Below are 16,737 nucleotides of genomic sequence, written 5' to 3'. Positions count from 1 at the left end.
TGGATTTCACTAAAGCCGGTTCTGCCTCTGCTATGCTGCATCGTTTTGTATTCGCGCTTTTGCTGCTGCTACCGGCCACCTTGCTGGCGCAGAGCCTGCGCTTTACCCTGCGCGACTCCGTCAGCCGCCAGCCGCTCGTTGGAGCCAGCGTGGGCGTGCCGGGCACCGGCATCGGCGGCACCACCGATGCCCAGGGGGCGGTGCAGCTAGCGCCCGCGCCGGCCGCGGGCACTCGCCTGCGGGTCGAAGCGCTTGGCTATAAGCCCCGTATTCTACTCGCTCCCGCCCCCGGCGGCGCGCCCATTACTCTGCTCCTAGCCCCCAGCGCTGCCGAAATCGACGAAGTAGTAGTCACGGCCACCCGCACCAACTCGCGCATCGAGGACCAGCCCGAGCGCGTGGAGGTGCTGGGTGAGGAGGAGATGCAGGAGGAGAACGGCATCAAGCCCGGCAACATCGCCAGCCTGCTCGGCGACATCGCGGGCACCCAGATTCAGCCGACTTCGCCCACTACCGGCAATGCCGATTTGCGCATCCAGGGCTTGCAGGGGCAGTACTCGCAGATTTTGCGCGACGGGCTGCCGCTCTACGGCGGCTTCGCGGGCAGCTTCGGCATTTTGTCGGTGCCGCCCCTCGACTTGCGCCAGATTGAGTTGCTGAAGGGCTCCAACTCGACGCTGTTTGGGGGCGGGGCCATCGCGGGCCTGGTGAATTTGGTGAGCAAGACGCCCACGCTCAGCAAGCCGCAGTTTACGGCCACGCTCAACCAAACGACGCTCAACGAAACCAACCTCAACGGCTTTGCGGCGCAGCGCAACCAGCGTTTCGGCTACTCGGTGTTTGCCGGCCTCACGCGGCAGCAGGACGTGGACGTAGACGGCGACGGCTTCGTGGACGTGCCCCGCGTGCGCAACCTCACGGTGCACCCTAGGCTATTTTATTATCCCAACGCCAATAGCCAGCTGGCCGTGGGCTACACCGGCACCTTCGAAAGCCGGCGCGGCGGCCAGCAGCAGGCCCTGCGCGACGACGCGGAAACGCTGGGCGGGCCGGCCTATTTCGTCAACAACACCAGCCAGCGCCACACCCTCGATGCCGTGTACACCAATGACAGCGTGGGAACCGGCCGCCTGACGCTCAAGGGGGCGGTTACCAACTTCGGGCGCGATGTGCAAACCAACACGGTGGCTTTTAAGGCCTACCAAACCACCTACTACACCGAAGCCAACTACCTGCACGAGCTAGGCCACAACAATACTCTCGTGGCCGGCGCCAACCTCAACGGCGAGCTGCTGCGCACTGCCGACGGCAGCGCCACGCCCCTGCTCAGCCCCTACACCTACCAGACCCTAGGGGTGTTTGCCCAGGATAACTGGACGCCCTCGCCGCGCTTCAACCTGCAAGCCGGCCTGCGCTACGACCACCACAACCAGTACGGCGGCTTCGTGCTGCCGCGCCTCGCGGTGCTCTGGCACCTCACCGACCAGCTCACGGCCCGCCTCAATGGGGGCCTAGGGTACCGCGTGCCCGTGCCCTACGTGAATGCCCTCGACGAGCGCGACTACCCGCAGGTGCAGCCGCTGCGCGGCCTGACGGCCGAAACCTCGCAGGGCCTAAACGGCGACTTGAACTACGAGCGCCGCCTAGGCCCTAAAACGGTGCTGAACCTCAACCAATCGTTTTTCTACACGCGCCTTTCAACCCCGCTCATCCTGCCCGATGGCGGCATTGTGGGTGGCCCCGGCGCGGCCAGCTACCAGCCCGGCAGCGGCCCGCTCACCTGGCAAAACGCGCCCGCGCCCGTCGTCACCAAGGGCCTCGAAACCTACCTGCGCCTGCGGGCTAATGAAACAGAACTCTATCTAGGTTACGTCTTTACCTACGCCCGCCGCCTCTACGATGCCGCGAACCCCAACGTGGAGCTAGCGGCCCGCCACAAGCTGGCGGCCGTGCTAGTGCAGGAGTTCGGCGAGCATTTTGGCGGCGGCATCGAGGCCAGCTACACCGGCCAGCAGTACCTGAGCGACGGCACTACCACGCCCGGCTACCCTATTGTGGCGGCGCTGCTGCGCTATCGCACCGGCCCCTGGACGGTGGTGCTCAACGCCGAAAACGTCTTCGACTACCGCCAAACGCGCCGCGAGCGGGTGGTGCTGCCCGTGGGCGGCAGCTTCCGCAGCCCCATTTTCCGCGAGCTGTGGGCGCCGGTAGAAGGGCGGGTGGTAAACCTGTCGCTGAATTGGCGCTTCGGGCAGTAACACTATAGCTTAAACTATTTGATTCTAAGCTACCCACTCCCGCAGCACCGCATCCAGCGCCTCGCCCAGTCCCGCCGGGCGAACTGCGGGCAGCCTATCCCGCGCCGCCTGTCCGGCCGCGTACTCCGCCGCCAGGAACTCGACCAGTGCGGCGGCCCTAGGCACCGTCGTTTTCTCATTGGAATGCGCTTTTTGGGCCAATAGCTCATCTATCGCGCCTTGCAGCTCGGCCGGCAGCAGCGCCCGCAGCGGCTGAAACTCCATCGGCGGCAGCGCGTGCCGCTCGCGTATCCAGCAGGCGGCCAGGGCCGAGCGCAGGGCATAGAACAAACGTTTCAGGCGCACTTCCTCGCCAATTAAATCTTCCTCCACGCCGCGCCGCAATTGCCCTAGGTAGTGGTGCAGGCCCGCTTTCAGGTTGAAGGCTAGCGGCAGCAGCGGCTTTAGCCGCGCCCGAAACCCCAGGGCCTCGTGGTACACGATGGGCGATTGCAGCCACTCGAAGAGGGCGGCGTTGCTGCCGCGCAGCAGGCGCAGCGTTTTGCGCAGTTCCCAGCCGGCCAGGTCCAGCTCGTCATCAACGGGGAAGTTGAGGGTGTCGGGGCCTTCGTCGAGCCCTAGGTACCAGGCCAGCGGCTGCACGTAGATAAAGCGCACGTCGTAGTCGGAATCGGGCGAGGGAAAGCCCCAGGCCCGGCTACCCGACTCGCAGGCGTAGAGGATGCGGATGCCGCGCTCAGCTTCGAGGGTGGCCAGCGCGGCGGAAATGCGGGTTTGCATGGAGTGAAAAACGGCGGGCTAACGTTTACTAAGGCTCTGGGCGCAAGCGGCGCGCGGTAGCAATAGCTTCAACAAAAGGTAGCAAAAAAACGGCGGGCGTGCAGTTTGTTGAGAATTTATACTACTTTTGTTAAACAAAACAAGGCCCAGTGGCCTTGTACATTACCCAGCCGGCTTTTTACCAAAATGCCAAAATTTTTTACTGGCTTTTCCCAAACCTACGCGTCGGTTGCCGGTAATCTGCGCGGCTTGCCTTTACTTTTTTAGGCCGCGGCTACGGCCGCACCCAATTATTTATTTTCAACTTTCAACCTATTACCACCTACCCAATGGCTGACGAGCATAACCAACACCCGCCCGCGTCCAACACCACGGAGCACTTCATGAACGATGCCTCGGTGGCCAAGTGCCCTTTCTTGTCGGGCATGGCGCAGCAGCACACGGCCGGCGGCGGCACCCGCAACCGCGACTGGTGGCCCAACCAATTGCCGCTCGGCATCCTGCGCCAGCACTCGGTGCTATCCAATCCCATGGGCGCCGAATTCAACTACGTGGAGGAGTTCAAGAAGCTGGACCTCAACGCCGTAAAGCAGGACCTGTTTGAGCTGATGACCACCTCGCAGGATTGGTGGCCGGCCGACTACGGCCACTACGGCCCGTTCTTTATCCGCATGGCCTGGCACTCGGCCGGCACCTACCGCATCTCGGACGGGCGCGGCGGCGCGGGCGCGGGTATGCAGCGCTTTGCTCCGCTCAACAGCTGGCCCGACAACGCCAACCTCGACAAGGCCCGCCTCTTGCTGTGGCCCATCAAGCAGAAGTACGGCGAGCAAATTTCCTGGGCTGACCTCATGATTCTGGCCGGCAACTGCGCCCTGGAGTCGATGGGCCTCAAGCCCTTCGGCTACTCGGGCGGCCGCGCCGACCAGTGGGAGCCGATGGAGGAAGTGTACTGGGGCTCGGAGCGTGAGTGGCTCGGCGACAAGCGCTATACCGGCGACCGCCAGCTCGAAAACCCGCTGGCCGCCGTGCAGATGGGCCTCATCTACGTGAACCCCGAAGGCCCTAACGGCAACCCCAACCCCCTAGGGTCGGCCCGCGACATCCGCGAAACCTTCGGCCGCATGGCCATGAACGACGAGGAAACGGTGGCCCTAATTGCGGGCGGCCATACCTTCGGCAAAACCCACGGCGCCGCCGACCCCGCCCAGTACATCGCCCACGAGCCCGCCGCGGCCGGCATCGAGCAGCAAGGCAAGGGCTGGCTCAACTCGTATGGCACCGGCAACGCCGGCGACACCATCACGAGCGGCCTCGAAGGCGCCTGGACCGCTACCCCCGCCAAGTGGAGCAACGGTTACTTCAACAACCTGTTCGGCTTTGAGTGGGAGCTGACCAAGAGCCCCGCCGGGGCGCACCAGTGGAAGCCCAAGGGCGACGCCGGCGCGGGCATGATTCCCGACGCCCACGACCCCAACAAGTCGCACCAGCCCTTCATGCTAACCTCGGATATCGCCCTGCGCGAAGACCCGATTTACGAGAAGATTTCGCGCCGCTTCCACGAAAACCCCGAGGAGTTTGCTGATGCCTTCAGCCGCGCCTGGTTTAAGCTCACGCACCGCGACATGGGCCCGCTCTCGCGCTACGTAGGCCCCGAGACGCCGGGCGAAGTTCTCATCTGGCAAGACCCGCTGCCCGCCGCCGACTACGCGCCGATTGACGAGCAGGACATCAAGACCCTGAAAGACCGGCTGTTGGCTTGCGGCCTCAGCGGCGCGCAGCTCATTCGCACGGCCTGGGCCTCGGCCTCGACCTTCCGCGGCTCCGACAAGCGCGGCGGCGCTAACGGTGCCCGCATCCGCCTAGCCCCCCAGAAGTACTGGGACGCCAACAACCCGGCCGAGCTGAGCAAAGTGCTCGACGTGCTGACCGGCATCCAAAACGAGTTTAATGCGGCCCAGACCGGCGGCAAAAAGGTATCGCTGGCCGACCTCATCGTGCTGGGCGGCAACGTGGCCATCGAGCAGGCCGCCAAGGAAGGCGGCTTCGACGTGCAAGTGCCCTTCCACCCCGGCCGCACCGACGCCACCCACGAGCAAACCGACGTGCAGTCGTTTGAGGCCCTGGAGCCGCAAGCCGATGGCTTCCGCAACTACCTGGCGGCCAACCACGCCGCTGCGCCCGAGGCCATGCTCATCGACCGCGCCCAGCTCCTGACCCTTACCGCCCCCGAAATGACGGTGCTAGTAGGTGGCCTGCGCGTGCTCGACGCCAACTACGACGGCTCGAAAAACGGCGTGTTCACCGACCGCCCTGGCGTGCTCAGCAACGACTACTTCCTGAACCTGCTCGACATGGGCACCACCTGGAAAGCCACTTCCGACGCCGACCAGGTATTCGAAGGCCGCGACCGCAAAACCAACCTGGTGAAATGGACCGGCACCCGCGTGGACCTCATTTTCGGCTCGAACTCGGAGTTGCGCGCCATCTCCGAGGTGTACGGCACCCACCGCGCCAACGCCAAGTTCGTGCACGACTTCGTGGCCGCCTGGGCCAAGGTGATGGACGCCGACCGCTTTGATTTGAAGAAGGCGTAATTACTGCCTAACTAGCTTGAAAAACGCCGCCCTGGCAACGGGGCGGCGTTTTTTTGTGGGTAATAAACGGTTAAAAAATCAGCTGCTATGAAGGCCTGCGCGTACTGCTTCACCTGGTCGCGCACACTTCGAAACTGCTGCATAATGTCTTCTTCGCTGCCGGTGGCTTTAGCAGGGTCAGGAAAGTTGTGGTGCAGCTTTTTGGCGCTGGATGAGAACACCGGGCACACCTCCTGCGCGTGGTCGCACACGGTGAGCACGTAGTCGAAGGGCACGGCGGCGTATTCCTCGACGTGGTTGCTGGTATGCTGGCTAATGTCTACACCGTCTTCGGCCATCACGTGCACGGCGCGGGGGTTTAGGCCGTGCATCTCCACCCCGGCCGAGTACACGCGGGCCCTAGGGCCCAGCAACTGCTGCAGGTAGCCGTGCAGCAGTTGGCTGCGGCAGGAATTACCAGTGCAGAGCACTAGGATATTTTTAGGATTCATCTAGCTGATACTGAGTTCGTTTAAAAGTTCGCAAATGCTCTGCATAACCTGACAGTCTTAGGGCACTCGTACGGGCGCTACGCCGGGTACCAGCGGCGCCGGAACCAGAACGCCAGGTTGACCAGCGCAATCAGCGCCGGCACTTCAATCAGCGGACCGATGACGCCGGCGAAAGCCTGACCCGAGTTCAGGCCAAACACCCCGATAGCCACGGCAATGGCCAGCTCGAAATTGTTGCCGGTGGCCGTGAAAGCGATACTGGCATTTTCGGCGTAGCTGGCCCCTAGGTACTTACCCGCCGCGAAGCTGAACACGAACATGCTGCCAAAGTATAAACCTAGCGGCAGGGCAATGCGCAGCACGTCGAGCGGAATGCGCACGATGGTTGCGCCCTTCAGGCTAAACATGAGCACGATAGTCAGTAGCAATGCCACCAGCGTAACGGGGCTGATGGCGGGCAGGTAGACGTTTTCGTACCACGCATCGCCCTTCAGGCGGCGCAGCACGAGGCGCGAGAGAAAACCCGCCGCGAAGGGAATGCCCAGATAAACGAGTACGCTCTGGGCAATGTCACCGATGCCGATGTTCACCGCGTAGCCTTTCAGCCCAAAATAAGGCGGTAGCACGGTGATAAACAGCCAAGCCAGGACCGAGTAAAACAGCACTTGAAAGATGGAGTTGAGCGCCACCAGCCCGGCCGCGTACTCGCGGCTACCGTCGGCTAGGTCATTCCAAACCAGCACCATCGCAATGCAGCGGGCACTACCAATAAGTATCAGCCCCATCCTATACTCTGGCTTATCGGGCAGCAGCCAAATGGCCAGCAAGAACATCAGCAGCGGCCCCAATATCCAGTTCAGAAATAGCGAGAGCCCGATGATGCGCGTATTGCGAAAAACCACTGGCAACTGCTCGTATTTCACCTTGGCCAGCGGCGGATACATCATTAGGAGGAGCCCGAGGGCCAGCGGCACGTTTACCGTGCCCACCGAGAAGTACGTGATGGCTCCGTTGATGCCCGGCACAGCGTAACCCAGGGCCACCCCTAGGGCCATCGCCAAGAAAATCCAGAGCGTAAGGCCCCGGTCGAGGCCAGACAGTTTTTTCTCGGCCACCGCCGTGGCGGGCGGGACAGCTTGTTGCGTAATCTCCATGTTTATAAGCTTTTAAGCCACGCCTACGCGCAGGCTGCGGCGCTCCAGCAGCAGCGTATCGCGCCAGGTGCCGGCCAGGCAGCCGATGCGCTCGCGCCGGCCCACCACCCGAAACCCGAGGGCCTGATGCAGCCGCGCACTAGCCTGGTTTTCAGGAAAAATGCTGGCTTGCAACGTCCACAGGCCCTGCGCTTCCGACTCGGCCACCAGCGCCGCCAGCAGCTGCCGCCCCACGCCCCGGCCCCGCGCCGCGGCGGCAATGTAGATGCTGACTTCGGCCACGCCCGCGTACACGTGGCGGCTCGACACGGGCGACAGCGCCGCCCAGCCCAGCACCGGCCCCGCGTCGGCCACGGCCACCAGGCGGCAGTGGGTTAGGTGGCTACGGTCCCACTCTTCCCAGCTAGGTGCTGCGGTAGTGAAGGTGGCTTGGCCGGTGGCCAGGCCCTGCTCATAAATGGCGCGCACGGCGGGCCAGTGCGCAGGTAGCAAAGGCAGTAGCTGCGTCATGGCAGAAGCGGTGGGGTTAAAAGCCTGCTTGCAAGCAATAAGAGCCGGACCTGGGCGGCCAGCCAAACGACGCAACTGGATTCTAGCAGCAGCCGGCGCCCGGTGTGCAGCCAGCTACTTGCAGCTGGGGCAGCGCCAGCGACTGGCTGCCCGAGAGCCCGCAGGTATCTGGCGCCAGGCAGGCCGTGTGCTTGGGCACCAGCAGAAAGTCGGTGCCGTCGAAGTCGAGACCGAACTTTTCAATGGTATTTTGCTGGTATTCTACCTCAATACCCAACTCCTCACTGCCCAAGATTCGCTCCGCTACGTGCAGAATATGCAGGAATTTTTGCGGCGCTAGCCGTGGTCGTAGTCGCCGGCTTCCCAAAGCTGGAAGTTAGCTAGGGTTTCGAAGCGCTCCACGCCGCCGCAGTCAATAAAATGCTTGGTGACCCGGCCCACTTCCGTCACGTGAAAATGGGGCGGCAGGTACGTGCCATTTGGCAGCTTAAAACTTACGGCGGCCAAGCCCACCAGGGCCTGCTTCATTTCGGCGATACGCATAAATTTCTAGTAGGCAGGGAGAGCAATAGTTAATCAGCAGGCACAGGCATCGGTAGCAGGTCCGCACGCATTGGTAGCGGTGGCCGCGCTAAAAAAGGCTGCGAACTGCTGCTGCACCTGGCGTAGCAATTCGGTATTGAGGCAGTAGCAGATGGTGAGGCCATCAATTTCACCTCGTATCAGACCCAGCGCCTTCAGCTCCTGCAAGTGCTGCGACACGGTGGTGCGCGAGAGGGGCAGCTCGGCAGCTATGTCGCCCGAAATGCAGGTGGTCTTGCCGGCCAGCAGTTCAATAATGGCCACCCGCGCTGGGTGCCCTAGGGCCTTAGCCACGCGGGACAGCTGCTGCTGCTGCTCGGTAAAAACGGTAGTCTTGGCGTAAGTCACAAACGATCTAGCTAAGTATGACGCAAACATACGTCATAAACTTCTACCGTAGGACTCTCCCCTGGCTCGCTTTTTCGCGCTGCCAAATCCGCCTACCTTCGCCAACAAAACCGCTGCCATGCACAAAACCCGCCTCGAAGCTTTTAGTGATGGGGTTATTGCCATCATCATTACCATCATGGTGCTGGAGCTGAAGGTGCCGCACGGCGACAGCTTCGCGGCGCTACGGCCACTGCTGCCGGTGGTTCTGAGCTACGTGCTAAGCTTTGTGTACGTGGGTATTTACTGGAACAATCACCACCACTTGCTGACGGGCGTGACGCGCATCAGCGGCGGCGTGCTATGGGCCAATCTACACTTGCTGTTCTGGCTCTCGATGACGCCGGTGGCCACGGGCTGGATGGGCGAAAACCACTTTGCCCCGGCCACACTGGCCCTCTACGGCGTAGTGCTGCTGATGTCGGCCTTGGCCTTCAGTATTTTGCAAAACCGCTTGCTGGCCGTAAACGGCCGCAACTCTACGCTGGGCCAAGCACTTGGGCACGACTGGAAAGGCAAGGTTTCACCGCTGCTGTACTGCGTGGGCATTGGCAGCAGCTTCTTCAATACGTGGGTATCGGGGGCTTGCTACGTGCTGGTGGCCCTGCTTTGGCTGGCGCCCGACCCGCGCATCGAGCGGGCGCTCGCGGCTACCAAGCCGGCCGAGGCGGAAGCCTAGGCCCCGGCGCCCGGCGCCAGCCAGCGCAAGCTCGCCGAGTTCAGGCAGTAGCGCACGCCGCTCGGTGCCGGCCCATCGGGAAAAACGTGCCCCAGGTGCCCGCCGCACACGTTGCAGCGCACCTCCACGCGCTGCATACGGTGGCTGTCGTCGAAATAGTACCCTAGGGCATTTTTGGCCAGCGGCTGCGTAAAGCTGGGCCAGCCCGAGATAGCGTGGTACTTGGTGGCGGAGTCGAACAGAAGGCTACCGCAGCCCGCGCAGGCATACACGCCTGGCTCGTAGCTGCGGCAAAAGGCATTGCGGTAGGGCGGCTCGGTGTGCTGCTGGCGCAGCACCCGGTACTGCGCCGGTGGCAGGCGCGCTTGCCACTCGGCTTCGGTTAGCACCACCCGCATAGGGGGTTCGGGGTTGCTATAGCGGGCGTAGGTGAGGATATCGCGCCAGTGGAGCATCAGGAGGATAACAAAAAAGCCCGGCCCGTTGCCGGGTCGGGCTTGCAACATTCCAGCCGGGGCCGGATGGCTTGCATGGTATGCAGGAGTGTAACAGCGAAGCAGCTAGGAAGTTCCGGCTACTCTACACCGTTACGCTATCAATACCTTTTTGCACAGCCTGAGCTTGCAATTCGGGTAGCTTCACGCCTTCGGCCCGCGCTACCGTTACATCAGTCATGCCCAGGAAGCCCAACATCCAGCGCAGGTAAGGAGCGGCGAAATCGTTGGCCTGCATCGGCCCGGCCGAATAGATGCCGCCGCTGGCAATGGCTAGGTACACTTTTTTGCCGGTAATCAATCCCTCGGGGCCGGTGGGGGTGTAGCGAAAGGTAAGGTTCGCCCTCGTCAGATGGTCGAGCCACGACTTGAGCGAGGCGGGCACGGTGAAGTTGTAAAACGGTACTCCAATGACTAGCACGTCAGCGCCCTGCACCTGCGCAATGGCTTCATCGGAGTGGTGCACGGCGGCTTGCTGCTCGGCAGAGCGGCTCTCAGCGGGCGTGAAATAGGCTTGCAAATGGGCTTCCTCTAGGTAAGGCAGCGGGTTGGCTGCCAGATTGCGCACTACCACTTGGCTGCCTGGATGCGCGGCCAGCAGCTTATCGATGATGCCTTGGCTCAGCTGAGTACTGTAGGACTTAGCGCCTTGGGCGCTCGAAATGATTTGCAAAATTTGCATGAGTGGTTAACTAAAAAGGTGAAACTTTTGGGCGGTTAGGCCCGCTCGGTTGCTACCAATCGCACTGGCAGCTTGATTACAGAAAGTAATCAGATTCCCGTTTGTTCTACCTTTACACCAACTACAGATTACCTACCGGTAGTATGATTACCTGCTGGTAAGCAGCTCATCAGTAGCCCTACTTCTCCCAGCTGACCGCCATGCCACACCACGATGCCACCCAGTGTACCGCCACTATCAATTCCCTGCGCAGCGCGCTGGTCGTTCTCAACGGCAAATGGAAACTGCAAATACTAGTGGCCCTGCTCTCGGGTGCCCGGCATTTTCGCGGCCTAGAGCGCAGCGTACCAGGTATTTCCACCAAGGTGCTAGCCAAGGAGTTGAAGGACCTGGAAGCGCATCAGCTCATTCAGCGCACCGTGCACCCCGGCCCACCGATAGTTGTGGTGTACGAAGCCCTCCCATATGCCAGTACCCTCGACCCCGTTATCGATGTACTGCGAGCGTGGGGCCAGCAGCACCAGCAGCGTCTCGATGCCGCCCAGGCTAGCTAGGCGGAACAAACGCAAAACGGCCGCCCCGGAAACCAGGGCGGCCGTTTCTCAATAGGCTGAACGGGCACTCCTCCTACACGGCTTGCCCGGCCTCTTGCAGCTTTATCAAATTCAGTGCCGAACCGGCCTTGAACCAACCAATCTGGCCTTCATTATAGGTGTGGTTCACCGTAATGAGGTCCGTGTCGCCGTCGGCGTGGCGCAGGCGCACTTGCAGCGGCTGGCCGGGCGCGAAGCTGGTTAAGCCCAAGATATCAATTACATCGTCCTCCTGAATCAGGTCATAGTCAGCCTTGTTGGCGAAGGTCAGGGCCAGCATACCCTGCTTTTTCAGGTTGGTTTCGTGAATGCGGGCAAACGACTTCACCAGCACGGCGCGCACGCCCAGGTGGCGCGGCTCCATGGCGGCGTGCTCGCGCGAGCTGCCTTCGCCGTAGTTCTCGTCGCCCACCACTACCGAGCCGATGTGCAGGCTCTTGAGCACGCGCGCGGCTTGTGGCACTGGCACGTAGGGCTCGCCCTGGGTGCCATGGTCCTTCACCGAGTTGGTTTCGCCGTTGAAGGCGTTGGTGGCCCCGATGAGCATGTTGTTGGAGATGTTGTCCAAGTGCCCGCGGAACTTCAACCACGGCCCAGCCATGCTGATGTGGTCGGTGGTGCATTTACCCTGGGCCTTGATGAGCAGGCGCAGGCCTAGCAGGTCGGTGCCCTCCCAAGCCGCGAAGGGGGCTAGGAGTTCGAGGCGCTGCGAGGTGGGGCTCACCAGCACCTCCACGCCCGAACCATCGGTGGCCGGGGCCTGGAAGCCCGCATCTTCCACGGCGAAGCCAGCCGGCGGCAGCTCGATGCCCTGGGGCTCGTCGAGCTTCACAGGACCATCTTTACCGGGCAGCGTGTCGGTAACGGGGTTGAAGGCCAGGCTGCCGGCAATGGCGAAGGCCGTCACGATTTCGGGCGAGGCCACGAAGGCGTGAGTGTTGGGGTTGCCGTCGTTGCGCTTGGCAAAGTTGCGATTGAAGCTCGTAATGATGGAGTTACGGCGCTTGGGGTCGTCGGTGTGGCGGGCCCACTGGCCGATGCATGGGCCGCAGGCGTTGGCCAGCACCACGCCGCCCATTTCGGCAAACGTGTCGAGCAGGCCGTCGCGGGCCACCGTATAGCGCACCTGCTCCGAGCCGGGCGTGATAGTGAACTCAGCGGCTACGTGCAGGCCCTTGTCTACAGCTTGCTTGGCGATGCTGGCGGCGCGGGTAATGTCCTCATAGCTGGAGTTGGTGCACGAGCCGATAAGGCCTACTTCCAGCTTCTCGGGCCAGCCGTGCTCTTTCACGGCGGCGGCAAACTCCGAAATCGGCCACGCCGCGTCGGGCGTGAAGGGACCGTTTACGTAGGGCTCCAGCGTGTTGAGGTCGATTTCGATGAGCTGGTCGTAGAAATCCTTCGGGTTGTCGTACACCTCCGGGTCGGCGCGCAGGTGGTCCCACTGACCCTTGGCCAAGTCGGCGATGTCGGCGCGGTCGGTACTGCGTAGGTAGTCGCCCATCTTCTCGTCGTAGGCGAATACCGAGGTGGTAGCCCCAATCTCAGCGCCCATGTTGCAGATGGTGCCTTTGCCGGTGCAGCTCAGGCTCTCGGCCCCTTCGCCGAAGTACTCTACGATGGCGCCGGTGCCGCCCTTTACGGTCAGGATGCCGGCCACGCGCAGAATCACGTCCTTGGCCGACGTCCAGCCGCTCATCTTGCCAGTGAGCTTCACGCCAATCACCTTCGGGAACTTCAGTTCCCAGGGCATGCCGGCCATCACGTCCACGGCGTCGGCGCCGCCTACGCCGATGGCAATCATGCCCAGGCCACCCGCGTTGGGGGTGTGCGAGTCGGTGCCAATCATCATGCCGCCGGGGAAGGCGTAGTTTTCGAGCACCACCTGGTGGATAATACCGGCGCCGGGCTTCCAGAAGCCGATGCCGTACTTATTGGAAACCGAGGCTAGGAAGTCGTATACCTCCTTGTTTTCGGCATTGGCTTCGGCCAGGTCCTCAGTGGCGCCGTCGCGGGCCTGGATGAGGTGGTCGCAGTGTACGGTGCTGGGCACGGCGGCCGAGGCTTTGCCGGCCTGCATGAACTGGAGCAGCGCCATTTGGGCGGTGGCATCCTGCATGGCCACGCGGTCGGGCGCGAAGTCCACGTAGCTCACGCCGCGCTGGAAAGCTTCGCCTTGCTTGCCGCCGTAGAGGTGGGCGTAGAGGATTTTTTCGGTCAGGGTAAGCGGGCGGCCAACGGCCGTGCGGGCCGCTTCGATGCGCGAGCCGAGGCCCGCGTACACGGCCCGAATCATATCAAGGTCAAACGCCATAGTAGAGTGGGGAAAATGTAGCTTGGGAGCAAAAGTAACGCGCCGGGGGGCTGGATGCTAGTTTACGCGCATACTTAGAAACAGTCTGAATTGCGTGGTGGTTATGAGCGCACGATACCGCTCGCGGCAGCGACGGCAAGTTGCCCCGGCGCTTCGGCCGGCAAACCATTTTATATTTGGCGGCTACGGCTGCCCTAAGCCACTACTTGATTTTCACGCGTATGCGTTTCCTTATTCGGCAGCTACCCCTGGCGGCCATAGGCCTGCTGGCCGCCTGCAACTCCAAGCCCGATGCTACTACCGCCACCTCGGTGGCGGCGCTGCTCACGCCCGGCCCCTGGCGCGGCGAGCTGGCCATGCAGGGCCAGCAGCTGCCATTTTTGTTCGAGGTCAAGACGGAAGCTAACAATCCAGTCGTTTACCTCCTCAACAAGGGCCTGAACGGCGAAGAGCGCCTGCGCTGCGACTCTATTTCGGCCGCGGGCGACTCGGTGACCATTCGCCTGCACGTGTTCGACGCGGCGCTGGTGGTGCGCGCCGCGGGCCAGGGCAAGCTGCAGGGCACCTGGGTGAAATATGATACCAAGACGCCGTACCGGGTGCCGCTGGTAGCCACGGCGGGCCAGCAGCCGCTGCAATTTGACAGCAACGGCACGGCGGGCGACGTGCTGCCCGTCCTGCACCAGGACTTGCTGAAGGGCGCGACTTACAAAACCACGTTCTTTTACAAGGACGGCGGGTCTTACCCGGCGGTGGGCATTTTTAAATACAACCAAGGGGCTAGCCAGGATGCGCTGACGGGCACTTTCCTGACCACCACCGGCGACTACCGCTACCTGGCGGGCAGCCTCAAAACGGTAAACGACACGCTGCGCCTGCGCCTGAGCACCTTCGATGGCGGCCACGCCTTTCTGTTTACCGGCGCTTACGTGGGCCACCAAACCTTGCGCGGCAACTACTACTCCGGCCTAGGGGGGCACGAAACCTGGACGGCTACCTACGACCCCAGCGCCAAGCTACCCGATGCCGACACGCTAACCTATTTAAAGAAGGGCGAGTCGCGGCTGAATTTCAACTTCCCGAGCATCCAGCCGGGCGGGCGCATCTCGCTTACCGACCCGCGCTACCTGGGCAAGGTGGTGGTGCTGCAAATCCTGGGCTCGTGGTGCCCCAACTGCATGGACGAAACCGCCTACCTAGCCCCCTGGTACGCCAAAAACCGCAGCCGCGGCGTAGAAATAATCGGCCTGGGCTACGAGCGCAGCCCCGACTACGCGCAGGCGGCGGCGCGGCTCCGCACCCTGCGGCAGCGCTATAGCATTGGCTACGACCTGGCCGTGGCGGGCACCTCCAATAAAGACTCGGTAGCCAAATCCATTCCGCAGTTGGCGAAGTTTCTGGGCTTTCCCACCACCATTTTTCTCGACCGGAAAGGCGTGGTACGCAGCATTCGCACGGGCTTTTCGGGGCCGGGCACGGGCAAATACTACGACGAGGAAATCGCCCATTTCAACAATACGGTAGACAAACTGCTGCGCGAGTAAGCTCACGCAACCTTCACGCGGCGCCGTCGTTTGGAAGCTCCATTGCCCCTAGGGCGGTGGAGCTTTTTTGTAGCGCCCGGCTCCAACTGGGCGCTGCGTTGCACTACTGGCACCCGGTTTGTTTAGTAACGAGGCAACTACCCTAACGACTGGCCAGGCTGGCGCTTGGCTTTACACCCACCATCCTTCTATGTCTTTCTCGTTACGCCGGGCCCTGCGGCCCGCCGCTTTGCTAGCTTTGCTACCCCTGGCGGCCGCCGTGCCTTCCTCCAGCCCCTTGCAGGGCGCCAAGCCCGACCCGCAGGTTATCGCCCAGTTCGGCCTCTACAACAGCGCGCCGCTGCAAGCCTACATCACCAAGCAGGGCAAGGCCATGACGGCCATCTCCGACCGGCCCGGCGACTACGGCTTTACCATCGTGGACTCGCCCATTATCAACGCCTTCGCCACGCCCGACGGACACGTGTACTTCACGCGGGGCATTATGGCGTACTTCAACGACGAGGCGCAGTTTACGGGCGTGCTGGGCCACGAGCTGGGCCACATTACGGCCCGCCATGGGCAGAAGCAGCAAACCAAGTCCACCATTGCCAGCATTTTGATGGGCGTGGGCTCGATAGCGGCGCCGCGCCTTATGCAGGGGGTAGTGGGCAACGTGGTGCAGGGCGGCGTGCAGCTAGGTTTGCTTAAGTACAGCCGCGACGCCGAGAACGAGGCCGACGCCCTAGGGGTACGCTACTCGACCAAGACCGGCTACGACGCCTCGCACATGGCCAACTTCTTCCAGACGCTGGAGCGCACCGAGAAAGCCAGCGGCAGCGCCGACACGCCCGGCTTTTTGAGCACCCACCCCAACTCGGCCGACCGCTACACGCGCGTGAAACAGCTAGCCGCGCAAGCCCGCCAGAGCCTGGGTAAGACCACGCTAAAGGTGAACCGTGACAGCTACCTGCGCTCGATTGAGGGCCTGGTGTACGGCAACGACCCGCGCCAGGGCTACGTGGCTGGCAACGTGTTCTACCACCCCGACTTGAAGTTCAGCCTGCCGGTGCCCAGCGGCTGGAAAACCGAGAACACGCCCGCCCAATTCCAGATGGCCGAGCCCAATGGCAAGGCACTACTGGTGTTTCTGGCTGCCCCCGCGGGCACGCCCGAAGCCGCCGCTCAAACGGTGGCGAAGCAGCTGGGCATCAGCGCGGCGCAGGCGCAGAACACGACCATCAACGGCTTCCCGGCGGTAGCGTTTGAGGGCGACCAGGCGGCTTCGTCGTCCTCCTCTTCCTCCACGCCGGCGCGGGTGCGGGGCTACGTCATCAAGGACGGCAACAGCAATTTCGCCTTGCTCGGGCTGGCGCCCACGGCCTCGTTCGGCACCTACGCCCCGCAGTTCGACCAGGTGGCCCAGGGCTATAAGCGCCTCACCGACGCCAGCCGGCTCAACAAGCAGGCCGAGCGCATCAGCATCCGGCAGGCCAAGAGCGCCACTACCCTGCGCCAGGCCCTCACGGCCAACGGCGTAGCCAGCGGCCGCCTCGAAGAGCTGGCCATCGTGAACGGCATGCAGCTCGGTGACCAGCTGCCGGCCGGCACGCTGTTTAAGGTGGTGAAGTAGGGTGAGCGATTGAGTAGTTAGGTAAAATCAGGCGGTCATGCTGAGCTTGTCGAAGCATCT

At 62.6% G+C, this 16,737-nt stretch carries 14 protein-coding genes and 1 pseudogene; 6 read left to right on the top strand and 9 right to left on the bottom strand.

Features of this window, described 5'->3' with window-relative positions:
• Positions 1 to 32 precede the first annotated feature (32 nt).
• The gene (locus HHL22_RS01760) at positions 33 to 2,258 is read left to right on the top strand and encodes a TonB-dependent receptor (protein WP_169529248.1); all 2,226 of its coding nucleotides are present in this window, start codon (positions 33 to 35) and stop codon (positions 2,256 to 2,258) included.
• Between the two features lie 24 nt (positions 2,259 to 2,282).
• On the opposite strand, the gene HHL22_RS01755 is transcribed toward HHL22_RS01760, so the two are convergent.
• Entirely contained in the window at positions 2,283 to 3,038 is a 756-nt protein-coding gene (locus tag HHL22_RS01755) for a nucleotidyltransferase domain-containing protein (RefSeq protein ID WP_169529247.1), read from the bottom strand.
• Positions 3,039 to 3,421: 383 nt separating this feature from the next.
• On the opposite strand from HHL22_RS01755, the gene katG reads away from it, so the two are divergent.
• The gene (gene katG, locus HHL22_RS01750) at positions 3,422 to 5,635 is read left to right on the top strand and encodes a catalase/peroxidase HPI (protein WP_169530936.1); all 2,214 of its coding nucleotides are present in this window, start codon (positions 3,422 to 3,424) and stop codon (positions 5,633 to 5,635) included.
• Between the two features lie 11 nt (positions 5,636 to 5,646).
• Here the strand turns inward: katG and HHL22_RS01745 are convergent, their stop codons facing one another.
• The 5 genes and pseudogenes from HHL22_RS01745 to HHL22_RS01725 all read right to left on the bottom strand — a co-directional run bounded on the left by HHL22_RS01745 (position 5,647) and on the right by HHL22_RS01725 (position 8,720).
• Positions 5,647 to 6,126, bottom strand: coding sequence for an arsenate reductase ArsC (locus HHL22_RS01745; protein WP_169529246.1), 480 nt, complete (start codon positions 6,124 to 6,126; stop codon positions 5,647 to 5,649).
• A 77-nt stretch (positions 6,127 to 6,203) separates the two neighbouring features.
• A complete protein-coding gene (gene arsB, locus HHL22_RS01740; protein ID WP_169529245.1) occupies positions 6,204 to 7,280 on the bottom strand; it encodes an ACR3 family arsenite efflux transporter in 1,077 nt (358 codons plus the stop codon).
• 12 nt (positions 7,281 to 7,292) lie between these two features.
• Complete coding sequence (locus HHL22_RS01735) at positions 7,293 to 7,790, bottom strand: GNAT family N-acetyltransferase (protein WP_169529244.1); 498 nt, start codon at positions 7,788 to 7,790, stop codon at positions 7,293 to 7,295.
• A gap of 82 nt (positions 7,791 to 7,872) precedes the next feature.
• Positions 7,873 to 8,318: pseudogene (locus tag HHL22_RS01730) on the bottom strand (DUF6428 family protein).
• A 48-nt stretch (positions 8,319 to 8,366) separates the two neighbouring features.
• Positions 8,367 to 8,720: an ArsR/SmtB family transcription factor gene (locus HHL22_RS01725; protein WP_169529243.1), complete on the bottom strand. Its 354-nt coding sequence runs from the start codon at positions 8,718 to 8,720 to the stop codon at positions 8,367 to 8,369.
• Between the two features lie 118 nt (positions 8,721 to 8,838).
• Here HHL22_RS01725 and HHL22_RS01720 point away from each other — a divergent pair, with 118 nt between their 5' ends.
• A complete protein-coding gene (locus tag HHL22_RS01720) occupies positions 8,839 to 9,438 on the top strand; it encodes a TMEM175 family protein (RefSeq protein ID WP_169529242.1) in 600 nt (199 codons plus the stop codon).
• On the opposite strand, the gene msrB is transcribed toward HHL22_RS01720, so the two are convergent.
• Positions 9,435 to 9,893, bottom strand: coding sequence for a peptide-methionine (R)-S-oxide reductase MsrB (gene msrB, locus HHL22_RS01715; RefSeq protein WP_169529241.1), 459 nt, complete (start codon positions 9,891 to 9,893; stop codon positions 9,435 to 9,437). The two genes, HHL22_RS01720 and msrB, sit on opposite strands and share 4 nt — an antisense overlap.
• Before the next feature lie 124 nt (positions 9,894 to 10,017).
• On the bottom strand, positions 10,018 to 10,614 hold the full coding sequence (locus HHL22_RS01710) for an FMN-dependent NADH-azoreductase (protein WP_169529240.1): 597 nt from the start codon (positions 10,612 to 10,614) through the stop codon (positions 10,018 to 10,020).
• Between the two features lie 200 nt (positions 10,615 to 10,814).
• Here HHL22_RS01710 and HHL22_RS01705 point away from each other — a divergent pair, with 200 nt between their 5' ends.
• Positions 10,815 to 11,168, top strand: a complete 354-nt coding sequence (locus HHL22_RS01705) for a winged helix-turn-helix transcriptional regulator (protein WP_169529239.1) — start codon at positions 10,815 to 10,817, stop codon at positions 11,166 to 11,168.
• A 73-nt stretch (positions 11,169 to 11,241) separates the two neighbouring features.
• Here the strand turns inward: HHL22_RS01705 and HHL22_RS01700 are convergent, their stop codons facing one another.
• On the bottom strand, positions 11,242 to 13,521 hold the full coding sequence (locus HHL22_RS01700; protein ID WP_169529238.1) for an aconitate hydratase: 2,280 nt from the start codon (positions 13,519 to 13,521) through the stop codon (positions 11,242 to 11,244).
• Between the two features lie 221 nt (positions 13,522 to 13,742).
• Between HHL22_RS01700 and HHL22_RS01695 the strand changes: the two genes are divergently transcribed.
• A complete protein-coding gene (locus HHL22_RS01695) occupies positions 13,743 to 15,065 on the top strand; it encodes a peroxiredoxin family protein (RefSeq protein ID WP_169529237.1) in 1,323 nt (440 codons plus the stop codon).
• Positions 15,066 to 15,255: 190 nt separating this feature from the next.
• Positions 15,256 to 16,677 carry a M48 family metalloprotease gene (locus tag HHL22_RS01690; RefSeq protein ID WP_169529236.1) on the top strand — a complete coding sequence of 474 codons (1,422 nt, stop codon included), beginning with the start codon at positions 15,256 to 15,258 and terminating at the stop codon, positions 16,675 to 16,677.
• The last annotated feature ends 60 nt before the right edge of the window (positions 16,678 to 16,737 follow it).

Origin of the sequence: Hymenobacter polaris (genome assembly GCF_012927305.1) — a bacterium.
GTDB classification, from domain to species: Bacteria; Bacteroidota; Bacteroidia; order Cytophagales; family Hymenobacteraceae; genus Hymenobacter; species Hymenobacter polaris.
The sequence above is the reverse complement of the archived record's forward strand: the minus strand, read 5'-3'. Positions and strand labels throughout refer to the sequence as shown.

Coding starts and splice junctions, on each gene's coding strand:
- HHL22_RS01710 (WP_169529240.1), bottom strand. CDS start 10,614: ATGCAAATTTTGCAAATCATTTCGAGCGCCCAAGGCGCTAAGTCCTAC.
- HHL22_RS01690 (WP_169529236.1), top strand. CDS start 15,256: ATGTCTTTCTCGTTACGCCGGGCCCTGCGGCCCGCCGCTTTGCTAGCT.
- katG (WP_169530936.1), top strand. CDS start 3,422: ATGAACGATGCCTCGGTGGCCAAGTGCCCTTTCTTGTCGGGCATGGCG.
- arsB (WP_169529245.1), bottom strand. CDS start 7,280: ATGGAGATTACGCAACAAGCTGTCCCGCCCGCCACGGCGGTGGCCGAG.
- HHL22_RS01735 (WP_169529244.1), bottom strand. CDS start 7,790: ATGACGCAGCTACTGCCTTTGCTACCTGCGCACTGGCCCGCCGTGCGC.
- msrB (WP_169529241.1), bottom strand. CDS start 9,893: ATGCTCCACTGGCGCGATATCCTCACCTACGCCCGCTATAGCAACCCC.
- HHL22_RS01695 (WP_169529237.1), top strand. CDS start 13,743: ATGCGTTTCCTTATTCGGCAGCTACCCCTGGCGGCCATAGGCCTGCTG.
- HHL22_RS01755 (WP_169529247.1), bottom strand. CDS start 3,038: ATGCAAACCCGCATTTCCGCCGCGCTGGCCACCCTCGAAGCTGAGCGC.
- HHL22_RS01745 (WP_169529246.1), bottom strand. CDS start 6,126: ATGAATCCTAAAAATATCCTAGTGCTCTGCACTGGTAATTCCTGCCGC.
- HHL22_RS01760 (WP_169529248.1), top strand. CDS start 33: ATGCTGCATCGTTTTGTATTCGCGCTTTTGCTGCTGCTACCGGCCACC.
- HHL22_RS01700 (WP_169529238.1), bottom strand. CDS start 13,521: ATGGCGTTTGACCTTGATATGATTCGGGCCGTGTACGCGGGCCTCGGC.
- HHL22_RS01720 (WP_169529242.1), top strand. CDS start 8,839: ATGCACAAAACCCGCCTCGAAGCTTTTAGTGATGGGGTTATTGCCATC.
- HHL22_RS01705 (WP_169529239.1), top strand. CDS start 10,815: ATGCCACACCACGATGCCACCCAGTGTACCGCCACTATCAATTCCCTG.